This is a genomic window from Duganella fentianensis (genome assembly GCF_964031615.1).
GTDB classification, from domain to species: domain Bacteria; phylum Pseudomonadota; class Gammaproteobacteria; order Burkholderiales; family Burkholderiaceae_D; genus Rugamonas; species Rugamonas fentianensis_A.
Genome location: NZ_CAXIQN010000008.1, coordinates 138112 through 160084 on the forward strand (window position 1 = coordinate 138112; position 21973 = coordinate 160084).

15 protein-coding genes are annotated in these 21973 nt (G+C 62.6%); 5 read left to right on the forward strand and 10 right to left on the reverse strand.

The features are described from left to right. Positions 1–13: 13 nt before the first annotated feature. Complete coding sequence (locus ABNT42_RS05180; protein WP_348694928.1) at positions 14–496, reverse strand: hypothetical protein; 483 nt, start codon at positions 494–496, stop codon at positions 14–16. Between the two features lie 394 nt (positions 497–890). On the opposite strand from ABNT42_RS05180, the gene ABNT42_RS05185 reads away from it, so the two are divergent. Next, a complete protein-coding gene (locus ABNT42_RS05185) occupies positions 891–1550 on the forward strand; it encodes a PEPxxWA-CTERM sorting domain-containing protein (protein WP_348694931.1) in 660 nt (219 codons plus the stop codon). Positions 1551–1686: 136 nt separating this feature from the next. On the opposite strand, the gene ABNT42_RS05190 is transcribed toward ABNT42_RS05185, so the two are convergent. Then, a complete protein-coding gene (locus tag ABNT42_RS05190; RefSeq protein ID WP_348694934.1) occupies positions 1687–1896 on the reverse strand; it encodes a hypothetical protein in 210 nt (69 codons plus the stop codon). A gap of 206 nt (positions 1897–2102) precedes the next feature. Here ABNT42_RS05190 and ABNT42_RS05195 point away from each other — a divergent pair, with 206 nt between their 5' ends. Further along, the gene (locus ABNT42_RS05195) at positions 2103–2492 is read left to right on the forward strand and encodes a hypothetical protein (RefSeq protein ID WP_348694936.1); all 390 of its coding nucleotides are present in this window, start codon (positions 2103–2105) and stop codon (positions 2490–2492) included. Positions 2493–2598: 106 nt separating this feature from the next. On the opposite strand, the gene ABNT42_RS05200 is transcribed toward ABNT42_RS05195, so the two are convergent. Continuing rightward, complete coding sequence (locus tag ABNT42_RS05200; protein ID WP_348694939.1) at positions 2599–5586, reverse strand: CHASE domain-containing protein; 2988 nt, start codon at positions 5584–5586, stop codon at positions 2599–2601. Continuing rightward, positions 5587–6294 (reverse strand): 7-cyano-7-deazaguanine synthase QueC, encoded by a 708-nt coding sequence (gene queC, locus ABNT42_RS05205; RefSeq protein WP_348694941.1) that lies wholly within the window; start codon positions 6292–6294, stop codon positions 5587–5589. Between the two features lie 163 nt (positions 6295–6457). On the opposite strand from queC, the gene ABNT42_RS05210 reads away from it, so the two are divergent. Then, positions 6458–8290, forward strand: coding sequence for an autotransporter assembly complex family protein (locus ABNT42_RS05210; protein ID WP_348694943.1), 1833 nt, complete (start codon positions 6458–6460; stop codon positions 8288–8290). Positions 8291–8300: 10 nt separating this feature from the next. Next, positions 8301–12719, forward strand: a complete 4419-nt coding sequence (locus ABNT42_RS05215; protein ID WP_348694946.1) for a translocation/assembly module TamB domain-containing protein — start codon at positions 8301–8303, stop codon at positions 12717–12719. 9 nt (positions 12720–12728) lie between these two features. Here the strand turns inward: ABNT42_RS05215 and ABNT42_RS05220 are convergent, their stop codons facing one another. Both ABNT42_RS05220 and ABNT42_RS05225 read right to left on the reverse strand, forming a co-directional pair. Beyond that, positions 12729–12887, reverse strand: a complete 159-nt coding sequence (locus ABNT42_RS05220) for a hypothetical protein (protein ID WP_348694949.1) — start codon at positions 12885–12887, stop codon at positions 12729–12731. Positions 12888–12936: 49 nt separating this feature from the next. Next, positions 12937–15393, reverse strand: a complete 2457-nt coding sequence (locus ABNT42_RS05225) for a prolyl oligopeptidase family serine peptidase (RefSeq protein ID WP_348694951.1) — start codon at positions 15391–15393, stop codon at positions 12937–12939. A 148-nt stretch (positions 15394–15541) separates the two neighbouring features. Between ABNT42_RS05225 and ABNT42_RS05230 the strand changes: the two genes are divergently transcribed. Further along, a complete protein-coding gene (locus ABNT42_RS05230; RefSeq protein WP_348694954.1) occupies positions 15542–16081 on the forward strand; it encodes a hypothetical protein in 540 nt (179 codons plus the stop codon). Between the two features lie 80 nt (positions 16082–16161). Here the strand turns inward: ABNT42_RS05230 and ABNT42_RS05235 are convergent, their stop codons facing one another. The 4 genes from ABNT42_RS05235 to ABNT42_RS05250 form a co-directional block, all read right to left on the reverse strand. After that, positions 16162–18993, reverse strand: a complete 2832-nt coding sequence (locus ABNT42_RS05235; protein ID WP_348694956.1) for an ATP-binding protein — start codon at positions 18991–18993, stop codon at positions 16162–16164. Between the two features lie 3 nt (positions 18994–18996). Then, positions 18997–19725, reverse strand: a complete 729-nt coding sequence (locus tag ABNT42_RS05240; RefSeq protein WP_348694958.1) for a hypothetical protein — start codon at positions 19723–19725, stop codon at positions 18997–18999. Further along, entirely contained in the window at positions 19718–21109 is a 1392-nt protein-coding gene (locus ABNT42_RS05245) for a hypothetical protein (RefSeq protein ID WP_348694960.1), read from the reverse strand. Before ABNT42_RS05245 ends, ABNT42_RS05240 begins: the two co-directional genes overlap by 8 nt. 101 nt (positions 21110–21210) lie before the next feature. Next, complete coding sequence (locus ABNT42_RS05250) at positions 21211–21972, reverse strand: DUF3108 domain-containing protein (protein ID WP_348694963.1); 762 nt, start codon at positions 21970–21972, stop codon at positions 21211–21213. Position 21973 lies beyond the last annotated feature (1 nt).

Genomic DNA, 21973 nt, shown 5'->3' on the forward strand with positions numbered 1-21973 from the left:
AGGCTGGCGTGGTTCAGGGACGACGGTATCCGCCAGCGATCCACGCGGCAGCGCTACTCACGCTCAGTTTGAAATCGGGTGCGACCCGGACCTGCGCCAACTGTTCGCCATCGGCATCGATCGCGCTCAGCATGGCATACGGGTCATCCTCGTCCGGCACGATATCGAGCAGCACCTTGATCTGGCCTGCTTCCTCGTTCACCAGCACCTGCTTGTGCAGTTGCGCATGCAGTTGCTGTTCATGCCGGCGCAGCACTTCATTGGCCGTCTTCACCAGCGTATGAAAGGCTGGCAGATCGAGCGGCTTGGGATTCTTCTTGTCGCGCCCCATGGTCCATGGCCCCACCAGTGCCGGTTCCGGCTCGCCATCCTTGATCATGGCCACGGCCCAGCCATCATCATCCTCGTTCTTGATGACGCGGGCGGTCCAGCCATTGCCCTGCCACAGTCGGGCTTCCTGTACGGGGCTATCGTCATCCTGTAATGGCTGTTCCATGGGCGGTCCTGTCTGATCGTTGGGGAGCGAAATGATACGCGCTGTGCGCCAGATCAACAATGCTGCTGCAGGCCTGACTCAGATCAGCAGTTTGTGAAATATACGACAACTATAAGGCCGTAAACGCAACAAAAGTTGCTGAAATAAAATAATATTTGGAAATTTTTGCAGCAGATAAAAAAACCTAAAAACTTCCTGAAATCATGTACTTAAGTGAAACTTAAGCTTCCAGCCAGCCTACAAACCACACTTTGCTGCCAAAAAAGCACTGGACATTGCCGTACGAATATCTTTATTATCATTACAGAATCACCAGTTTCCAGTTGTTAATATTAATAATTACTGCGAATGTTGCTAGCCCCGAATTAGCTAGCCGATAGATAAGGAACCGATCATGTCTCTGTCCAAAACCCTGCTGGCCATCGCTCTCACTGGCGCCGCTCTGAGCGCCCACGCTGGTATCAGCTACACCGCCACCAGCGGCAACACCTCGGCAGTTTCCGGCGTAACCACCATCACCTTCGACGACGGCCAGTTGCCTACCGGCTTCGCCAGCTACGATTCGATCAATGCCATCATCCCGGCCGGCGGCTATCCCGGCGAATCGGCTCCGCCACCCAACGACAGCACGGGATATTTCTCGGTAGGCGTCAGCCATGGTCAAGTGTCTTCGTCCAGCGTCAACTTTAGCGGCAACGGTGCCAGCTACTTCGGCTACTACATGGGTTCGCCAGACAACTATAACGTGGTGACCGTGTACAGCGGCAATACTGCCATCCTGCAGATCAACGGCAGCAATATGGCGCAAGCAGCCTCGCTGCTGGCCGACGGCAACCAGAGCCACGGCTTCTACATGAATTTCTTCACCGATCAGGGCACCACCATCTCGCGCGTAACCTTTGCGTCCAGCGCCAATGCCTTCGAATCGGATAACCACGCCTTTGCAGCAGCCGTACCGGAACCGGAAACCTATGCCATGCTGCTGACGGGTCTGGGTCTGGTAGGCTTTGCCAGCCGTCGTCGCCGCCCAAGCAGCGAAGAATGCTTCTATTAATCAATAGCGTATGACAGACCCGCTCCGGCCTCAGCCGGAGCAGCAAGCCTGGCCATAGAGCTGAGCAAGCATAGCGCTTAGGGGCCGGTAAGCTCTCCCGTCAGGGATAGCCTTACCGGCCCCGATTTTTTTTGCCCTACAGGGCGATGCAGGGCCGCGCTGGCGGCAGTGGTGGCGGACGCAGCGGCGTGCTGCGCGGATCGATGGCCGGTTGCGGCATCTGGTACGTATAAGGGTTGATGATGATGGGCGGGATGGCTGGGGGTGCCGAAGGGGGACTTTTCGGCCCGCCACCGGACAGGCGCAGACGCCGCCAGACCGCCCGCACACGCTCTACAGCAACCATGATACGACCCTCCTGACAGAACTCGAACTTTCAGTATAGGCCGGCCCCGGTCTATTGCAAGGCATGACCATCCGGTGCCGCCTGCATGCATTCCATCCCGTCAAAACGCCAGTTTGTCGCACATCGCTGGCTGGACAAAGACCCGGCGCGTACAGTTCAACCATGCCAGACGGCACATAAGAACTTAACCAGAATCGGGGTCCATCATGAAACGCACTGCCAAATATCTGTTCATCGCAACGCTGCTCGCTTTCCTGACCATTTCCGCGTGGCAGGTAATGTTTGGCGACGGCATCAACGTCAACATCGATGGCGATCAGATCGATGGCCCGCTGGGCGCCGTGCTGGGTGTGCTGTTTGCCAGCGGCGGCATGGCCATCGCCGCCGTAGTCTGCGTCGGTGTAGCGATCTTCCTGGGTGTGCTGTTCGCCGGTCTGGGGGTACTGATGGTAGGTGGCATGGCACTGCTGGCCTTCATCTGCATCATGGCCGTATCGCCACTGCTGCTGCCCCTGCTGGTGGTGATCGGGATCTACTACTACATCCGCAAACGTCAACAACGCCGCCAGCATGTGGCGCTGAATCAGGCCGTCTAATCACACGGCCAGACAGCACCGGCAAGGCTGCTGCACTCTCCCCAGTTTCAACCGGAAGCGGCCGGGACTAACACTCCCGGCCGATCCGCCTCCTGCACCACGCCACTCAATCCTGCGCCAGCAACACCCGGTTACGGCCAGCCCGCTTGGCTGCATACAGTGCCTGATCAGCGCGGCTCAGTGCATGGGCGCCCTGTGCCTCGGCGGCATCCAGCCGTGCCAGTCCGATACTCACCGTCACGGTTATTTCCACGCCATCCTCCAGCTGCATAGGCCGCTCCGCCACCCGCGCCCGCAGCCGCTCCGCCATCAACTCGGCGGCCGGCAGCGCCGTCGCAGGCAGCAGCATGGCAAATTCTTCGCCACCGATACGGCCCAGCATATCGATCTTGCGCCGCCCTGCATTCATGCGCTCGGCCAGTTGCTGCAGCACGCGGTCGCCCGCAGCATGGCCATATTCGTCATTGATGCGTTTGAAATGATCGACGTCGAGCAGCAGCACACTGGCTGGCGACTCGGGGGCACGCTGCAATCGGCTATGCTCCAGTTCCAGCTGGTGCATGAATTCGCGCCGGTTCGGCAAGCCCGTTAGCGCATCGGTCGTCGCCAGCTGATGCAGTTCGTCATGCATGCGACGCCGCTCGGTGGTATCGACCGTGGAGACAATCAGGAAATCCAGACTGTGGCCATGGCCGGGCATCACCAGCAAGGTCAGTTCGTTATGCCGCGCCACCCCGTCGAGGCGGCGGAAGCTGGCTTCGCAGCTGAAGATGGACTGGCCCTGCACCAGCGCCGCCAGTGCCAGGGCAAAATTCGGCATGGCGCTGCTATCGAAAATTTGCGCCAGCGTCAGCTGCGCCAGATCCTGCCGGTCGGCCCGTGCCCCCACCTGTGCCAGACCGGCCGCATTGACGTCGACGATGTGCACCTGCGCTGCCAGATACTCCAGCTGGGCAGGATGGGCTTGCAGGTAGCCGGCCAGATCGTCGATGCCGGCCAGATCAAGTTCGTGCAGCGCCTGCCGTACGCCCGACCAGTCCTGCTCCCACAGTGCCACCGGCGCATGGTCGTACAGACTGCGGAAGCGCGCTTCACCAGCCCGCAGCGCCTGCGCTGCGCGTGCCTGTTCGATGGCGATACCGGCCAGTTGCGCCGCCTGTTCGATCAGGGTGATGTGGGCCATGGAAGGCAGGCGCGCGCTGCGATGGTAGATGGCGAACGCGCCCAGCACATTGCCGCTGGCACCGAAAATAGGATCGGCCCAGCACGAACCTAGCCCCGCCTGCATGGCCTGCTGACGGTATTCGCCCAGCGCCGGCGTGTTGGCGATGTCGGCCACGATCACGCGCCGCCCCAGTTGCACCGCCTGACTGCAGGGCCCCGGCATATCGCTCAGTGCCTGCCCGTGCACGGCCGCGTTGAAGAATACGGGCAGGCTGGGCGCCGCGCCCACCAGCAGGTGGTTGCCGTCGCCTTCGCGCAGCAGCACGCTGCACAGCATGTCCTCGTTGCCCGCTTCCACGCCGCGCACCACACTTTCCAGAATAGACTGTAGCGGCGCGCCCGTGGCCAGCAGCTCCAGCACCTGGCGGCGAGTCTGCTCGCGCTGGATCGCACGGGTACGCTCGGTAATATCATGGAAGGAATGCAGCCGCGCCGCCGTGCTGCCCAGTTGCAGCTGGCGGGTGTGCTGCTCGACAACCCGCCCGTCACGCAGATACAGCACACTGAGTTCTCCTTCGGCCGGCCAGCCTGCCGTGCAATCCGGCACCGATACCAGCAAGGCTGCCTGTACGGGCGGGCGCAACTGCTGCGCCATATGGGCACGCAGCGCCGCACCATCGCTCTGCCAGTCCAGATGTTCGGGCAAATGCCACATTTCGCGCAGACGCCGGTTCACGTTCAGCACTTCCCCTTGCGGGTCCTCTACCAGTATGCCGTCCATGGTGGCATCGAGGATGCTGCGGATCGTGGCCTGACTGCGCTGCTCCTCGCTGGCCAGGTCCAGCAGCAGCGTTTCGCGCTCGCGCAGGTCGCCAGTCAGAGCTTCCGCATAGTTCTGGGCGGTGCGCGCTCTGACCCGGCTCTGGGCCAGCTGGAAAGTCAAGCCGGCCAGCAAAGCACTGAACAGCAGCCCCGCCAGGCCCAGCAAGGTAGCCTTGCGCTCGCCAGCGACATTGCTGTCGGCGCTACTAATCTGCAAGGTCCAGACCCGTCCCCCTATCGCGAACTGGCGCTGGCTGACGCGGCTGCGCTGCAGACTATCGGGCAGACTGTCATACATGCGGGTGGCGGCGCTGATGCTGCTGCCATCGTAGATCTCTACATCCAGCCTGCTGACACTCGGTCCACCCAGCCCTGCCATCAGATCATCCATGCGGAACGGCGCATACACCCAGCCCGTCAGTGCCGCCCTGCGCTGCGCCACCGTCGCCACAGGCGCGCCGTGACGGTAGAGCGGCAACGCCATCAGGAACCCGGCCTGCACGGGAGCTTCCTGTTCCAGTTCCTGTATCAGCCGGATGCGCGCCGTGAGTGCCGGCAGGCCGGTATCGCGCGCCTGCTCCAGCGCAGCACGGCGCACTGGTTCGGAGGCCGAATCGAAACCGATGGCGCGGGCATTGGCCACCGTCGCTGGTTCCAGATAGGTGATAGCGGCATACCAGTCGCGCAGGCCGGCCGGATGCACGCGGTAGCCGGCCACGCCGTTGCGGCGCACGCGCTCGACATACGCGTCGAGCTGTTCTGGCACCAGAAGGGCCATATAGCCTATACCCTGTATGCCGGGGAAATGCTGTTGCAGTTGCTGGCCAGCGAGGTAGGTATGGAATTCGTCGCGGCTAACCTGCTCCGAACTGGTGAACAGGCCCTGCACACCATATAGCACCTGCGCGTAGATACGCATGCGCTGATCCAGATTATTCAACAGCACCCGCACCTGCATCTCGAATTCGCTGCGCGCATCGCGCTCGGCATCGGCGCGTGCGCCCTGCCACAGCACGGCGGTGGCAGCAACGCAAATGGCCAGTACCAGCGAGGACAGAATGTGCGGTGACAGCACGCTCTGCAAACGCTGGCCTGGCCGCGTCTTCATCTACACCCCGCCACCGGCAAACTGCTGGTAACCACGGGCGCGCAGCTCGCAAGCCGGACAGGTGCCGCAGCCGTAGCCCCAGTCATGCAAAGCGCCGCGCTCGCCCAGATAGCAGGTATGGGTGCCACTGCGGATCAAGTCCACCAGCGCGCTGCCGCCCAGTTCCTGTGCCAGCTCCCAGGTCTGCGCCTTGTCGCGCCACATCAGCGGAGTTTCCAGCTTGAAGCGGCTATCCATACCCAGATTCAGCGCCACCTGCAGCGCCTTCATGGTGTCGTCACGGCAGTCCGGATAGCCGGAGAAGTCCGTCTCGCACATGCCGCCCACCAGCACCGACAGGCCGCGCCGGTAAGCCACCGTGGCCGCCACCGTCATGAACAGCAGATTGCGGCCGGGGACAAAGGTATTCGGCAAGCCATTGGCCTGGGTTTCGATGGCGATATCGTGGGTCATCGCCGTCTGCGCGATGTCCTTCAACAGCGACAGGTCGATCATGTGATCTTCCCCCAGCCGCGCCGCCCACTCGGGCGAAAAGGCGCGCAACTGCTCGCGCACAGCCGGCCGCACCGTCAGCTCGATGGCATGGCGCTGGCCATAGTCGAAGCCTATGGTCTCCACGCGGGCGTAGTGTTTCAGCGCCCAGGCCAGACAGGTGGTGGAATCCTGGCCCCCACTAAACAGGACCAGGGCGGAATCGGTAGGCAGCATTACAGTGTTCTTTCAAGTGCTTGCAAGGGTATGCAACGTTATTAGTACGCCATCATCTGGGGCAATCCGGTAACATGGCAATCTGCTTTACCCCTAATGGAATCTCATGCTACCGGCATTGCCCGCAAAATTATCAGCAGGATCACGAATTTTGGCACAAGTTGTGGCAAAAGTAGTGGCGAATGTCGCGCCTAGTGTAACGCCAACCGCGTCTGGCCGGCTGCTGGCTGCCACGGTGCTGGTGATTGCTGCGGCGCCGGCACAGGCCCAGCTCGATTATGCTCTGCGCATCAGCGCACCGGCACCGCTGGACGCCCTGCTGGAACAGAATCTCGATCTGCAACGTTTCCGCGATAGCCCGCGCATGGATCTGGAGCAGTTACAGCGGCTGGTGCGGGTAGCGCCCGAGCAAATCCGTACACTGGTGGCCACGGAAGGCTATTACTCGCCCGAAATCAGCGCCACGCTGGAACGCGATGGCGAGCGTCCCACCGTACAGATCCGCGTCAGCCCGGGCGAGCCGGTGCGGGTGGGCGAGGTCGAACTGGAACTGCAGGGCTTCGACAACGTCGCGGGGCTGGCACCAGCGCTGCAGTTCGATCCGGCTGCGCTCAAGGCTAGCTGGTCGCTCAAACAGGGGGCCATCTTCCGCCAGAACGACTGGGAGCAGGCCAAGCGCGGGTTGCTGCGGCAGGTGGTACAGAGCCGCTATCCACGTGCCCAGATTGCCGAAAGCAGTGCCACCGTCGATCCGGACCAGCACATTGCCTTGCTGCGCGTAGTACTCGACAGCGGGCCAGAACTGCGCTTCGGCGCCCTGCGGGTGGAAGGATTGCAGCGCTACCCGCTGTCGGTAGTGGCCAACTTGAACCAGATTCAACCCGGCGACTATTACAACGAGGCGGCCCTGCAGGCCTACCAGACCCGTTTGCAGGATAGCGGCTACTTCAGCAGCGTGGAAGTGAGCGCAGATAGCAGCGCCCTGCTGAACGAACAGCTGGCCGCAGCGGAAGCACCGGCCAGCCGCGCAGCCAGCATGGCGCCTTTGCCCCTGCTGGTACGTGTGGTGGAAAACAAGCAGCGCAACGTCAGCGCTGGTCTGGGTTTCAGTACCAATACGGGTAACCGTGCTTCGCTGACTTATGACGATCTCTCCGTATTCGGCCTGCGTATGAAAAGCGCAATGACGCTGGAAACCAAAAAACAGTCAGCCCACAGCACGCTGTATTTCCCCACGACTGCGCAAGGCTATAACGACAGCATCGGTGCCGCCTTCGAGCGCAGCGACATTTCGGGCGAAGTCACCAGTGTGGCCAGCGTGGCGGCCAAACGCAGCTGGGGCACGCCACTACTGGAGCGCAATCTGTCGGTCGAACTGCTGACGGAAACCAAAACGCTGGACGGCATCCCGTCCAGCACCAGCAAAAGCCTGCCGCTCACCTACGGCGTCACCTGGCGCAAGCTGGATAATCTGCTGTTCCCCACCAAGGGCTATGCCCTGAACGCCCAGCTGGGCGGCGCCCTGCTGCCGCTGCTGACAGACGAGGCCTTTGTGCGCGGCTATGCGCGCGGCGTGCTGTATGCACCGCTAGGCAGCAGCGACAACCTGATCCTGCGTGCGGAAGCGGGCGCGCTGGCCTCGCGTAGCAAGAACGGCGTGCCGGCGGTGTACCTGTTCCGCGCTGGTGGCGACCAATCGGTGCGCGGCTACGCGTTTCAGGAACTGGGCGTACGGGTGGGCGATGCCATCACGGGCGGGCGCTACCTGACCACCGCCAGTGCCGAATACCAGCACTGGTTCCGTCCTAGCTGGGGTGCAGCACTGTTCTACGATGCGGGCAATGCCAGCGATACCTTCAGCACGCTGCGACCGAAGTCCGGCTACGGCATCGGCGCGCGCTGGAAGAGTCCCGTCGGCCCGATCAATGTCGACATGGCGTACGGCCACGCTGTGCACAAGTACCGCCTGCACTTCTCGCTGGGCTTCACTTTCTGATGATTTTCCAATGAGCGCTACGCCTCCGACCTCGCCCGATAGCCCCCAGCCAGTACCGCGCCAGCGACGCTGGCCGCGCCGCCTGCTGATCGGCAGTTTGCTGCTGGTCGTCACGCTGGCTGGCGTCTTCTGGCTATTGGGTCGCGAATCCACCTTGCAGCAACTGGTACAGCGCATCGCTAGTGCGAGCGGCGGCCAGATCACCGTTAGCGAGGTTTCCGGTTCGCTGTACCATCGCATGCACATCGGCCATCTGGTGTACCGCAGCGAGGACAGTGTCATCACGGCCGACCAGATCGATATCAACTGGTCGCCACTGCAGTATTTTTCGGCCGGCCTGTCGGTCAGCGAACTGCGGGTGGCGGCGCTGACGGTACAGAGCCTGAAAGAGTCCGCGCCAGCAAGCCTGCCGGCGTCACTGGCTTTGCCATTCGAACTGCATCTGGCCGATGCCCGCATCGAACTCCTCACCCTCATCGGCACCAACCCCGCCAGCAAGGACGTGATCCGCAAGCTGCGCCTGCAACTCGATGCCGGCCCGCAGCAGTGGCAGCTGCATCAGGCCAGCGCCAGCACTGACTACGGCGACATCGGCGCGCAACTGAAGCTGGATGCCAGCGCCCCCTTCTCCTTGCAGGGCCGCGCCACGCTGGTCCATGCCAGCGGCGCCAGCGGAAAACTCGATGCCAGTGGCAGCTTGGCCGCCATCAAACTGCAGGCGCAAGCCAGCCTGCAAGACGCCACTGCCACGGCCAGCGCCGTCACCACGCCGTTCGACACCCTGCCCCTGCGCAGCCTGACCTTACAGGCGCGCGCCATCAATCCCGCCGCCCTGCAGGCTGGTCTACCGCCCGCCCTGCTGGATCTGGACCTACAAGCCAGTATCTCGGCGCAGCAGCAGCTGAGTGGTCGCCTGTCACTGCATAACCGCGGCAAAGTCGGCGCCATCGATCAGCAGGCGCTGCCTCTGCAAGCACTGGCAGCACGACTGAATGGCAGCCTGAAAAACCGCCGCAACACGGCCAGTCTGGACGACGTGGTCATCGACCTCGGTGGCGCAGGCCGCTTCACAGGCAGCGGCAAGCTAGCGAGCAAGAATCTCGATGGCGACATGGAGAGCGTGCAGTTTGCCCTGCACACGGACAAACTCAATCTGCGCCAGTTACACAGCAGCCTGCACGCCACCAGCCTCGCAGGCGACATCGGCCTGCTAGGGAAGGCAAAACAACAGACCTTTTCGGCCAGACTGGTACAGAAAGACTTGCAACTGGAACTGCAAGCGCTGCTTAACCCCAGCAAATTCGTACTACAGCAGGCGCGCCTGCAGGCACGCCAAGGCAGCCTCGCCATTAACGGACAGGCCAGCCTGCAAGGCCAGCGCGATTTCACCCTGACCCTGCGCAGTCAACATCTCGATCCGGCTGCCCTCGGCCCGCAACTGCCGCAAGGGGACCTGAATGGCAGCATCAGCGTGGATGGCAAGCTGGCACCAGCGTGGCAGGCCAGCGCCACGCTCGACCTACAAGCCAGTAAGCTGGCCGGCCACCCGCTCACGGCCAGCGGCAAACTGCGTGCCGACGCGCGCCACCTGAGCGATGTCGACCTGCGCATGCAACTAGCACAGAACAGCGCCAGCCTCAAAGGCAGCTTCGGCGCCGCAGGCGAACAACTGCGCTGGCTGGTAGATGCGCCACAACTGAACGCCTTCCATGCCGACATCGGCGGCGCGGCCAGCGCCAGTGGCACCGTCAGCGGCAGCATGGCAGCACCGCGCAGCAGTTTCGAACTCGATGCACGGGGCCTGATGCTGAATGCCAGCAAGCGTCCGAATCCCGATAGCCGTCTGCGTGCCAGCGGCGAACTCACGCTGGCCGGCGCGGGCAAACGTCCCGAACTGAATCTGCAAGGCACGTTGCAGAAGTTCGATCCGGCCGCTTTCGGCAGCACCCAGAGCGGCAACATACAGGCCGACTTCCGCGCCGATGCCAGACTGGCGCAGGACTGGCGTGCGGCCCTCAGCCTGACCCTGCAACCATCGACACTGGGCACCTCGCCCCTGACTGGCCGCGCGACACTGCAGGCCGACCGCCAGCGCATCAGCAATGCCGATATTGATCTGCATCTGGCCAGCATGGCGCTCAGTGCCAAGGGCAGCTTCGGCAAGACTGGCGACCGGCTCGAATGGAAGCTGGCAGCACCGCAGCTGGCCCCGCTCGGCCCGCAATTCGGCGGCGCACTGCAGGCCGCTGGCGTACTGGCCGGTACCGCCGCCAAACCGGCTTTGAGTTTTACCCTCGACGGCAGCAACCTGCACCTGCCCGGTGCGCGCCAGATCGCCAGCATCCGCGGCAGCGCCACGCTAGGTAGCACGGAGAGCACCAGCGACGTGCCGATGGTGGCCGATATCGACATTAACCGCTACGGTTCCCCTTCGCTCAACCTGAACCGGCTACGCGTACAGACCAGCGGCAGCCGCAGTGCCCACACCTTGCAGCTCAGCGCCAGCAATGGCGACTTCGACGCCAGCATCAAACTGGCCGGGAGCTGGGCCAATGATAGCTGGAGCGGCTCCCTGAGCACCCTGCAGAACCGCGGCCGCTACGCCTTCACGCTGGCCGCTCCTGCCGCGCTCAAGGTGGTGGCAGAACGCGATAGCGGCGTGGCCGGCCTGCTGCATCCGCAGCAGATCAGCGTGGGCAGCGCCAGCCTGCAACTACCGGAAGGCAGCATCCGGCTCGACCAGCTGGAAAAGAACGGCGCCAGCTGGCGCAGCAAGGGACAGGCACAAAGCATCCCCGTCAATTATCTGGCCCAGCTCTCGCCGACGTGGCATGAGTTCGTGCGCAGCACGCTGACTATCGGCGCCGAATGGGCGCTCGATCTGCAAGCGGCCAGCAACGGCGCCGCACCGGCACTGAATGGCATGCTACGGGTGTACCGCGAGTCGGGCGATCTGACCATCACGGGCGCCGATCTGCCCCAGCCGCTAGGCCTGCGCATGCTCGATGCCCGCGCCGACCTCACGGACGGCAATCTGCGCCTGCAGCTTAATCTCGATGGCAGCCGCGCCGGTCAGGCACGCTTCGACGCCAGCACGCGGCTGGTGGACGGCCACCTGAACCAGAACAGCCCCTTTACGCTGACGGGCAGTGCGAACATGGGCTCGATCGCATGGCTGGCCCCACTGGCCGGCCAGCCGGGCATGGAAGTGGACGGCGTGCTGAAACTGAATGTGGCCGGCAGCGGCAGCTTCGCAGCACCGCAGCTGAACGGCGATCTGACTGGCGAAAAGCTGCTGCTGACGCTACCCGAACAAGGCATCAAGCTGCGTAACGGCCAGCTACAAGCGCGCATCAATGGCGACCAGCTGACCCTGCAGAACCTCAGCTTCGACGGTGCGGAAGGCCGCGCCAGTGCGGACGGCTGGATGCGCTATGCCGACAATCAGGCCAGCATGAACCTCAAGCTGGTGGCCGATAAGCTGGAAGTACTGGCCCGCCCCGACCGCATACTGGTGGTCAGCGGTAGCAGCAGCCTGACGCGCGACGCCAAACAGTTCCAGCTGAACGGCAAATACCGCGCCGAACGCGCCAGCATCGAACTGGCGAATGAAAACACGCCGACGCTCAGTGACGACGTGATCATCCTTGGCCGTGGCACGGCAGCGGGCAAAGCACCGCAAGGCATGCCGCTGAATATTGATCTGGAAGCCGACCTCGGCGACGCCTTCAACCTGAAAGGCAAAGGTCTGAATGCCCAGCTGGCGGGCACGCTGCGCATCCGCGTCAGCGAGCGGCGCGCACCGCGTGTGCAAGGCAGCATCCGTGTCGTCAACGGCACGTATGCCGCCTACGGCAAACAACTAAGCATCGAACGGGGCGTGATCAACTTCAGCGGCGCTTACGATAATCCGGGTCTCAACATACTAGCCGTGCGCCATGGCCCGGAGGGCGAAGCTGTCAGCGAAACCAATGTGGAAGCCGGCGTGGAAGTGCGCGGCACCGCGCTGGCTCCCGTCGCCAAGCTGGTATCCACTCCCAGTGTGCCCGATAGCGACAAACTGGCGTGGCTGGTGCTCGGGCACGGCATCGACAGCACGGGCGGTAACGATATGGCGCTGCTCAGTACCGCTGCCGGCGCGCTGTTCGGCGGCGGACAAGGGCGACTGGCCAATGCACTAGGCGTGGACGAACTGGGCGTCAAACAAGCGGCCGGCACGGCGGCTGGTTCGGCCACAGGGCTGCAATCGACCGTGGTCACTGTGGGCAAACGGCTTTCGGCACGGGCTTATCTGAGCTTCGAACAGGGCGCGGGCACGGCGACCAGTCTGGTCAAACTCAAATACAAGCTGAACCCGCGCATTACCCTGCAGTTCCAGACCGGCACCAACAATGCGCTGGACGTGCTGTACAACTGGGCCTTCGACTAAGGCTTCCGGCTAGCTGGGATGGTGATCCGGCACAGGATCATCTTGCGGCACCGGATGCGGCACGGCTGGCGGCGCCGGATCATCGGCCGGCACAGGGTCCGGCGCGCGGTGCAGGTACAGCGCAGCCGCATGGGATACGGATGCAGGCATGGCAGCAGACGTCAGCATGAATTCTCTCCTCACATCAGGGTAGCCTTGATTGTACGCCTGCTGCGTTTCAGGGCTGCGCGTGTTTGACGTATTTTTCCAGCCAAAGATGGGTCTCGTACAGCATGTGCAGAATGGATTCGCGCGCCCGATAGGCGTGCGCCTCATTGGGCAGCATCACCAGCCGTGCCGTACCACCCAGCCCTTTGATGGCCTGAAACATGCGTTCGCTCTGCACGGGGAAGGTGCCGGAATTGGCATCTTCGGCGCCGTGGATCAGTAGCAGCGCATCCTTGATGCGATCCGCATAGTTAAACGGCGACATGGCCTGATACACCTCGGGCGCCTTCCAGTAAGGCCGCTCTTCCGACTGGAAGCCGAACGGCGTCAGCGTGCGGTTGTAGGCACCGCTGCGGGCTATGCCGGCGCGGAACAGACGGGTATGCGCCAGTAGATTGGCCGTCATGAAAGCGCCGTACGAATGGCCGCCGATGGCAATCCGGTGGCGCTCGGCCACACCTCGCCGCACCACCTCCTCCACCGCCGCTTCGGCATCGGCCACCAGTTGCGGCAGATAGCTGTCGTTGGGTTCTGCATCGCCACTACCCACGATAGGGAAGGACGGGTTATCCAGCACCGCGTAACCCATGGCCAGAAACGCCGCCGGCCCCCAGTAGCTTACGGCATTAAAGCGGTACGGCGAGCCGGTAGTCTGACTGGCCGCACCGGTAGATTTGAACTCCTGCGGATAGGCCCACATCAGCAGCGGTAGCGGGCCATCGCGCTGCACGTCATAGTAGGGCGGCAGCATCAGCGTGGCCGTCAGCTCCACGCCGTCGGCCCGCTGGTAGCGAATCTGCTCCTTCTGCACGTCGCGCAATTGCGGCGTCGGATGAGGATAATGCGTCAGCGCCAGTAACTGCTGGCCCTCCGGCTTGCGCAGATCGCGCAGATAGTAATTGGGCCGCTCGGTCGGGGTTTCGCGCGAGGTCAGGATCAGCGTACCGTCCTGATTCAGCACCGCAGCTACATTCTCGAAATACGGCGCGGCACTCTGGAATAGGCGCTGCTTGTGTAGCGTATCCAGATACAGCCGGTCGAGGAAAGGCCGGTCGCCTTCCGGCGTGGCACCCGCACCATCGAGCAGTATGCTGTTGTTCTCGCCTATCAGCAGGCGCGCAAAGCCGCGCGCATCGGCGCGCAGCACGGGCGAGCCGGGACTGTTGTAGCGGTCTTCATAGGAACCGGCATACACCTGCTGCGCAGCCACGTCCGCATGATCGGGCTGGATGCGCCACTGGCGAAAATCGCGCGTCTTGTGCCAGCGTTCGTTGATCAGCGCCACATCGCCGCGTCCCCACGCCACACCGGCATAGCGCATCTGCAAGCGCGCCAGCACCTGCGCTGGTGCAGCAAACGGCGCCGCATGGCAGTACACCACATCGCGCACCCCATCGGCCACGGCACGCGCCGGATCGCCGCCATCCTGCGCTTCCACCCAGACCAGCGTGGCCTCGGCATCGGCACGCCAGCCCACATTGCGCACACCGGCCGAAACGGCATCGTTTCCCGGCGGCAGACCTTCTTCCAGCGGCAGATCGGCCACCGTATGCAGCACGCGGCCAGCCAGATCCAGCACATCGATACGCTCGCCGAAATTTGATGCCGGCACCAGATAGGAATATGGCCGCGTTACACACTGGCTCAGGATGTGCTGGCCATCGGGCGCAATCGCCGTGCGCGCATAGGCGGCCGGTGCACCGATAGGCTGGGCTTTGCCATACAGATCCAGCCGCACCAGCTGCACGGTGATGTAGTGCTCGAACAGGCGCGCATCATGTTCGTTCTTGAGCAGATCCTGATAGGTGCGCAACTGGCGCACACCGGCCGCCGCCTCGCTATCCTGCATGACGGGGCCGCGCGGTATGCCGTCTGACACGGGCGCCTTGCCACTCCCGGCCGGACGCCAGTGCACCAGCAGACCGCTGCTATCGGGCAGCCAGCTGAAACCGCGCGTCAACACGGCCGATAGGGGCTGGGCCGACAGACGCGCCGCCTTGCCCGCTGCAATATCGAGCAGCCACAGTTCCACTGCGCCCTTATCGCCCTTGAAAGCCACATGGGAAAACGCCAGATAGCGCTGGTCGGGCGACCAGCTCATATCGGCCAGCCGCAGCTTGCGCGGCAAACCACGTACGCGGCGCGGCTTCTGCGTGGCCACTTCCAGCAGCGACAGGTCGGTGCCGAACGAGAAACGCGACTGCGCATAGATACGGGGATTGATGCGTAAGCCGGCCAGTTTGAGTTCCGGCTGCGCCACTTCGGCAATGCCGGGCAAGGCCGGCGTCTGCACCACAGCCAGCAGATCACGCTGGGGGCTCAGACTCATGGACGGCGCGCGCGGCGCATCGACAATCTGCTGTAGCGCCAGTGGCGGCAGACCATAGCCATCGGCGGCAGCTGCCGTATGCGGTGCAGGGGCCAGCAGGTCTGCCGTCAACGGCAGCTTGGATAAAGCTTGATTCATGGTTTTCCTTATCACCGCGATAACGCGGCGGGGCTGCAACGGCAGAGCTTAAAGCCCAGTTTGCTGACGGCAGAATTGATTGTCAAGGCAATAGCCGGCCGGACTGGCGTACAATCGCGCTTCTCGACTGACTCAAGACGCTGTTGCAATGAATATCGAAATGACCACCCTCACCCTGCTGCTGCTCGTGCCTCTGGCCGTGTGGCGCATCTATTCCCGTCTGAAGACGCTGCTGGGGCGCACCCGCTCGGAACTGTGGCGCCACTACAGCACGGCCGTGATCAGCGCCGGTAGTCTGGGCGTGATTGCCGCTACCCTGCTGGGCAAATGGGAAGCTCTAGGCGCACTGGCGGCCGGTGCTGCCGTCGGCGTGCTGCTGGGTCGCCACAACGTGCGCACCACGCGGCTGACAAACACCGCGGAGGGCTTCTTCTACACGCCGAACCGCCGTCTCAGCCTGCTGATCCTGATGCTGTTCATCAGCCGCCTGATCTACCGCCTGTTCGAAGCCTATCTGCACATGCATAACCAGTTGCCGCTTGATCCGGACTTCCTCGGCCAGCCCGTCACCGCCGCGCTGTTTGGCCTGCTGGGCGGGTTCTACCTGTACTTCTCGGTCCATCTGATCCGCTGGCGCCGTAACACCAAGCCGGTGCCGCGCCCGATCGACATCTTCGATATCAAGTAAGTCCGCTGGACTAGATCGCCAAAACAAAACGCCCGGATGCATTGCTGCTCCGGGCGTTTTGCTTTGCGGCGGGGCTGCTATCAGGCAGCCTGTGTGGCCTCGGCCGTCCGGCGCTGCAGCACGAAGATAGGCTGGGCCCACTCCGTATCCTTCTTCTTTTTGCTGGTGATCAGCGTCAGTTCGGAAGGATCATACACGTCGGTGTTGTGGGTCAGCGGCGTCGTCATCAGGTACTGGGCATCGGTATTCTTGAGGAACTCGCCCACCAGCTGGATGTTACGGATATCCAGGTGAGCAAACGGTTCATCGATGAACACGAAACCGCCCGAACCATCTTCCGATTTCAGCAGACCAATCAGCAGCACCAGCGATTTCATCACCTGCTGGCCGCCCGACGCTTCACCGTCGTTCATGCCGATGATGCCCTTGCCGTCGAACTTGAAGCGCACATGCAGGCCGGCCTGCGCCAGCAGCATGTCGTCGTTCTCCAGACGTACCGGATCGGCATGGACTTCGATGCCGGCCAGTTCGCCCAGTTCCTTGATGTTCTTGGCGTAGGTCTTGATGGTGTAACGCAGCCGCTCCATGTAGGCACCACGGGCGTTGCCGGTGGCTTCGATGGCGCGGTTGTTCTGATAGCGGCGCTCTTCCGTCTCGGCCTGACGGCCATGCAGCTGGTCATTGAGGCGCTGGTACTGGTCGATCACGGTAGCATCGAGTTCCCAGTCACTGCGCGCCAGACTGGTTTCCAGACTGTGAATACGCAGGTGCACCTGATGGGTGTTCTGATGCTCGTCAGCCAGCGCCAGACGGCGGGCCGCACGCTTCCAGCCTTTCGGCAGATGGCGCCAGCTCTTGCGCAGCGCCAGCAGCGCGCGCGCATGGTCACTACGCTGTTCCAGCTGGCGGCGATGGTTCAGACGCATACCGGCTTCCGCTTCGGACAGCGCAAAGCGGGCGTTCTGCCACGTGGTATCGGCACGGGTGCGCGTTACCACAGCGTTCTTGATCAGGGTCTGCAGTTCGCCCAGACGTGCACCCACTTCCGTACGCTCGGCACGCAGCGGTACGGCGTTGCGCGCCGCTTCATCGAATTCTTCCTGCCGTGCTGCCAGCTCCTTGGCCGCATCGACACCGGCCAGGCGGGTCTTGAGCGCGCTGATTTCCGAGGCCAGCTTGGAGACCACCAGCGTCAGCGCGTCTTCCTGCGCTTCCAGCGCAGGCAGGCCTTTCTGGATGGCTTCCATACGCTGGGTACGGCCAGCGGAACCGAAGCGGTAACGCGAAGCTTCCACGAACAGCGAACGGCCACCGCGACGCTCGCGGTGGTAGGCGTCCGGCGTAATCCATTCTTCATGGCTGCCCAGCTTGGCGCCTGCATCGACCGAATCAACGCGGGTAATGCGGGTCAGCTGTTCCACCAGCCATGCGGGCACCTTGGCCGAGAACTTCACCACCGACATCAGGCTGTCATCCTTGACGGTCGGTGCGTGTACCAGATCGGGCACGATGAAGTGGCGATAGCGTTCCTTCTCCGCCAGACGATAAGCCGCCGACGCATCGGAAGCTTTATCCAGCAGCACTACGGACGCATAGCCGCCCAGCACACCTTCGATAGCGCCCTGCCAGCGTGCATCCGTCACCTCGACGATGTCGGACAGCATGGCGTGGCCGATACCAGCGTCGTTCAGCGCGCGGCGCATGGCGCGCTGCACTTCCGGCTCCGGCATGGCGGTCTTGCCCTGCAGCGCCGCGATGGTGGCCTGCTCGCTGGCGATCTTGCTGGCGATGGCATCGCGCGCCAGACGCTGGCGTGCCAGTTCGATTTCCTTTTCCTGCAACTGCTGCGCCACTTCGGCCAGATCGGCACCGGCATCGGCGGCCAGCTTCTGCAAGCGGGCCTTCTGCTCCAGCAGCGAGTCGAGCGGCTTGAGTTTGCCGTTAATCAGCGACAAACGGCTTTGCAGCGCGGTCGATTCCTGTTCCAGCACGGTTTCCGTCTGCTGTGCATCGCTGAGTGCCTTGGCTTGTGCAGCCAGCGCATTGCGCTTGTCCGACAGCTGCTGGTCAGCCTGCATCAGCGGCTTGCGCGCATCGCGCAGCTGACGGCTGATGGTGCCGTGCTTCTCGCGTGCTTCGTGGTATTCCAGCGTCGGCAGCACTTCTTCCTGCAGATTGCGGCGTTCCTTGTTAAGCGACTCCCACTGGTGGTAATTGGCCACGCGCAGGCGCAACCCTTCCAGATTGGTCTTGGACGATTCCAGTTCGGCCTCGAAGCGTTTCAGCTCCGTTTCCGTGTCGCGCTGGTGACGTTTGGCTTCGTCGTAAGCGTCCAGCACTTCCTTGTCGCCGAATACCTGGAATACCAGATCGAGCAGCTGGCGCGGCGCGTATTCGCACAGCTTGTCCGTTTCGCCCTGCTCTAGCGCCAGCACTTTGGCCATGGCGGGCGACAGGCCGGCACTGGCCAGACGCTTGCGGTAGTTTTCCACCCCGAGCCAGTCGTTGCCGACTTCGCCGATGTCTTCGATCTGCACGTTCCCCGGACGCATCAGGTACTGACGCTTCCAGTCGCCACCGTTTTTCTGGATCTGGCAGAACAGCGTCACTTCATCGTCGCTGAAGAAGCCCGAGCTACGAAACGGACGGTTGGATAGCTGCTTGCCGACGGCGCGGTTATCCACCACGGCGCGCAGCCATGCGGTCTGCTGGCCGCTGTGGCGGGCATAGTGCTTATACGTGCGGCCCATCGAGCAATCGAGGCCGAACAGCGTGCGCAGCGCATCAAGCAGCGTGGTTTTGCCGGAACCGTTCTGGCCCGCGATAGTGATGATCTTCGCGTCCAGCGGAATATTCTTGATACGTTGCCAGTAATCCCAGTGGACCAGCTCTAACGATTTAATGTGAAACATGGCTTAGCTCTCGTCGGGAAGTTCGGTATCGGCAGCGCTATCGGCAGCTTCAGGTTCGTGCTCCGGTTCCGGCGCGGCGGCCTGACGCGGCACAGGAATCATCTGCGCGGGCGAACGCTTGAACACATCGGCCAGCGCGCCATTGATGATGCGCTCTTTCAGCAGGTCGGTATCCATCATCAGGTCCAGCAGCGGGCCTTCCACGATCACGTCGCCGCGCCGTTCGATGAAGCCTAGCTTGGCGAGGATACCGAGATTCATATCAAGACGGGTTTTCTTGCCCAGCTTGTCGCCGAAGTCGGCCAGCAGCGCCTTGTAGGCGATGCCGATGGAAGTATCCTCTGCCCGTGGCAGCGGTTTCTCTACCCCGAACATATCGTTCTGGTCATCGTCTGCGTGAACGTGGCTTTCCTGCCGCTCGCGCTTGGGCAGAATAATCTGCGCCCACAGCACCACCAGCAAGGCCACGCCGTCGCGTGACAGACCGAAATTATTGTTTTGCCAGATATCGCGCGCGCCGAAAATCTTCGGCTCGATAGCGCGGTGCAGCGCCAGCGTCACATGATCGGCGTACACGTTATCCAGCAGTTTCAGGCCCGTGGCCAGCAGACGCGCATCGACTTCGGCGCGGAACTGCTCGTCCGACAGCACGCGTTTAACCAGTTTGTCATCGCGGCGCAGGCTCTGGTGCGTGAGCAGGCGCGCGATCAGAATTTGGGAATCGTCATTCATCGGACTTGTCGCCTTCCGGATTCAGAATAAGTGAGAGGGAGGCCATGGACATTGCTGCCACATGCAAATCGGGCAGCTCGACCATTTCATCAGTCGGTGCAAATTTCACCGGCAAGCGTGCCAGTTCGGCGGTCGCGCCCTGCAGGCGTGCTTCATCGGCATCACCCAGCAGCGGCAGCAGCGACGCGCGGTAGGAGGCTACGGCAAAGGTGGCTGGCAGCAGAGTCTCGTGTACCGGCATGGTTTCCGGCGCGGCTTCCGATGCATCGACTCCTGTCGGCAGATTCTGCGTGGCCTGTTTGCCGAAGGCGGCGAAGTCGGACAGGCGCTCCAGCCAGTCGTCCAGTTCGCGCTGCATCTGCGGCGCGTCGCTCACGGTGGTCGGGGCGTCGGTACCAGCCGGCAGGCCGCCACTGACAGCACTGGTAGCACGGTCGGCCAGCAGTTCGGTTTCCGCCACGTCGATCATTTCGGCTGGCGTAATAAACAGCGGCACCACCGGCTGATCGATCGCATCGATCGCCAGCGAAGCCAGATCTTCGTGCAGCAGCAGCCAGCGCTTGATGTCCGTAGTGGACAGGCCGGACTGGCCCAGATGCACGCGCTGACGCTCGATCTGGTTCAGCGCACGCGAGAACATGCCCTGCATATTCAGCAGCGCCGACTGGGCGCGGCCGATGGCCTGCGCCGCACGGTGGGTGGCCGCATCGGCATTTTCATCGGAGGTAATGGCACGCAGGATTTCCGAGCCTTTTTCCACCCAGTCGCACGCCATATGCCATTTGGCCTGCGAAGCGCGCAGGCGGAATTCCGAACCGGAGGCAATCGCGTCGGAGAATTCTTCCGTCAGATCGACCAGACGACCGAGCAAATGCTGCAACTGTTCTACCGTCACGCCGCCCATCACCTGCGCACCGGCTACCTGCGACAGCAGGAAACCCATATCGGCTTCATCTTCATCGTTACCCAGCGCCAGCAGGCCATCGATGGCCGACAGCACATTGCGCGCCATAGGCGTGACGCGGTAAACGGCCTGCTGCGCATCCCACGCCAGCAACTGGTTGCTACGCAGGCGCATCAGCACCGTTTCCAGACTTTCCGGCAGCAGATAAGCCAGCCGGGTATTGATATCGGCACGCGAGAAGGTAGACGAGCTGGTATCCGAGGCCAGCTCGCGCAGCACCAGCAGACGTACCAGCACGCCATCAAACCCGCCGTGGAACAGGGCAGTAAACACCTGCAGTAGCGGCTGCGCGCGTTTCAGGTGGTAGACCTGTTCGATCTCGTCCACCGACACATTCGGTTTGAAGTGAGCTTGCAGGCCATCCTGCTGCTGATCCAGCGCCCCGTCAGGCGTGGTCTCGCTTGTTATAGGTTCTATCATTGTTTATCAATTGGTACGCAACACACACCGGAACAGTGCCTCAGGCGACAACTCCATGGCCAGACCCGTCCCGATTGCGGGGGCGTCAGTATAGCAGGAGCTTACTTGCGCACGACCTTTTCCAGCGTCTGGTCAACGAAGTCGCCATCGTCGTCATTGAAGCGTACCCGCACCGGATACCATTCCATCGAAGGTGCCAGCCACAGATCCACCTGCTGGCCCTGCGCGTCGGGTGGCGGCGCCTTCACCAGATGGACGGCATTGACCTCGCCCGTGCCGATCTGGACTGCCTCATTTTTCATCACCTTGAAGCGCCACACCTCGGCATCGCGCCGGCCAGCCACAAAAAATGCCCATTCGCTGCCCGCCTTGAACTTGTCCGGCGTGGCACGCGCTTGCGCAGCCAGCTGCCACTGAATGCTGGTGCGATCCTGTTCACCGCCCTTGATCGGGTAACTGTCGTCGCTTTCGCTGAATGTGATGGTTTTGACATCACGTTTAAAGCTGGTGTGGCTAGGGTCCTTGCGGAAGCGCTTTTCATAGAACTGCACGGGCGCCAGTCCGTAATCGTCGACACTGCCCTCGCTACGGTTTTCCAGTATTTTGCCCAGCAGGCTGACGCGGCTCTCCGTCGCCACGGAATAGCTGCCATCGGCTGCGCGCCACTGCACGGTAGCCGTGCCATTCAGGCCAATGCCGCGCTGTTTGGCCTTGATGCTGTAGCTCAGGTCTGCCGATGGCGCCAGATTGAAGGGGCGCTTGACGCTAGGATGCTCGCCTTCGGCAGCGCGGGCCAGCGATACAGCGGCCAATAGCGCACTTGCACAAAGAATGAGCAGACGACGGTGGAACGATGGATGCATA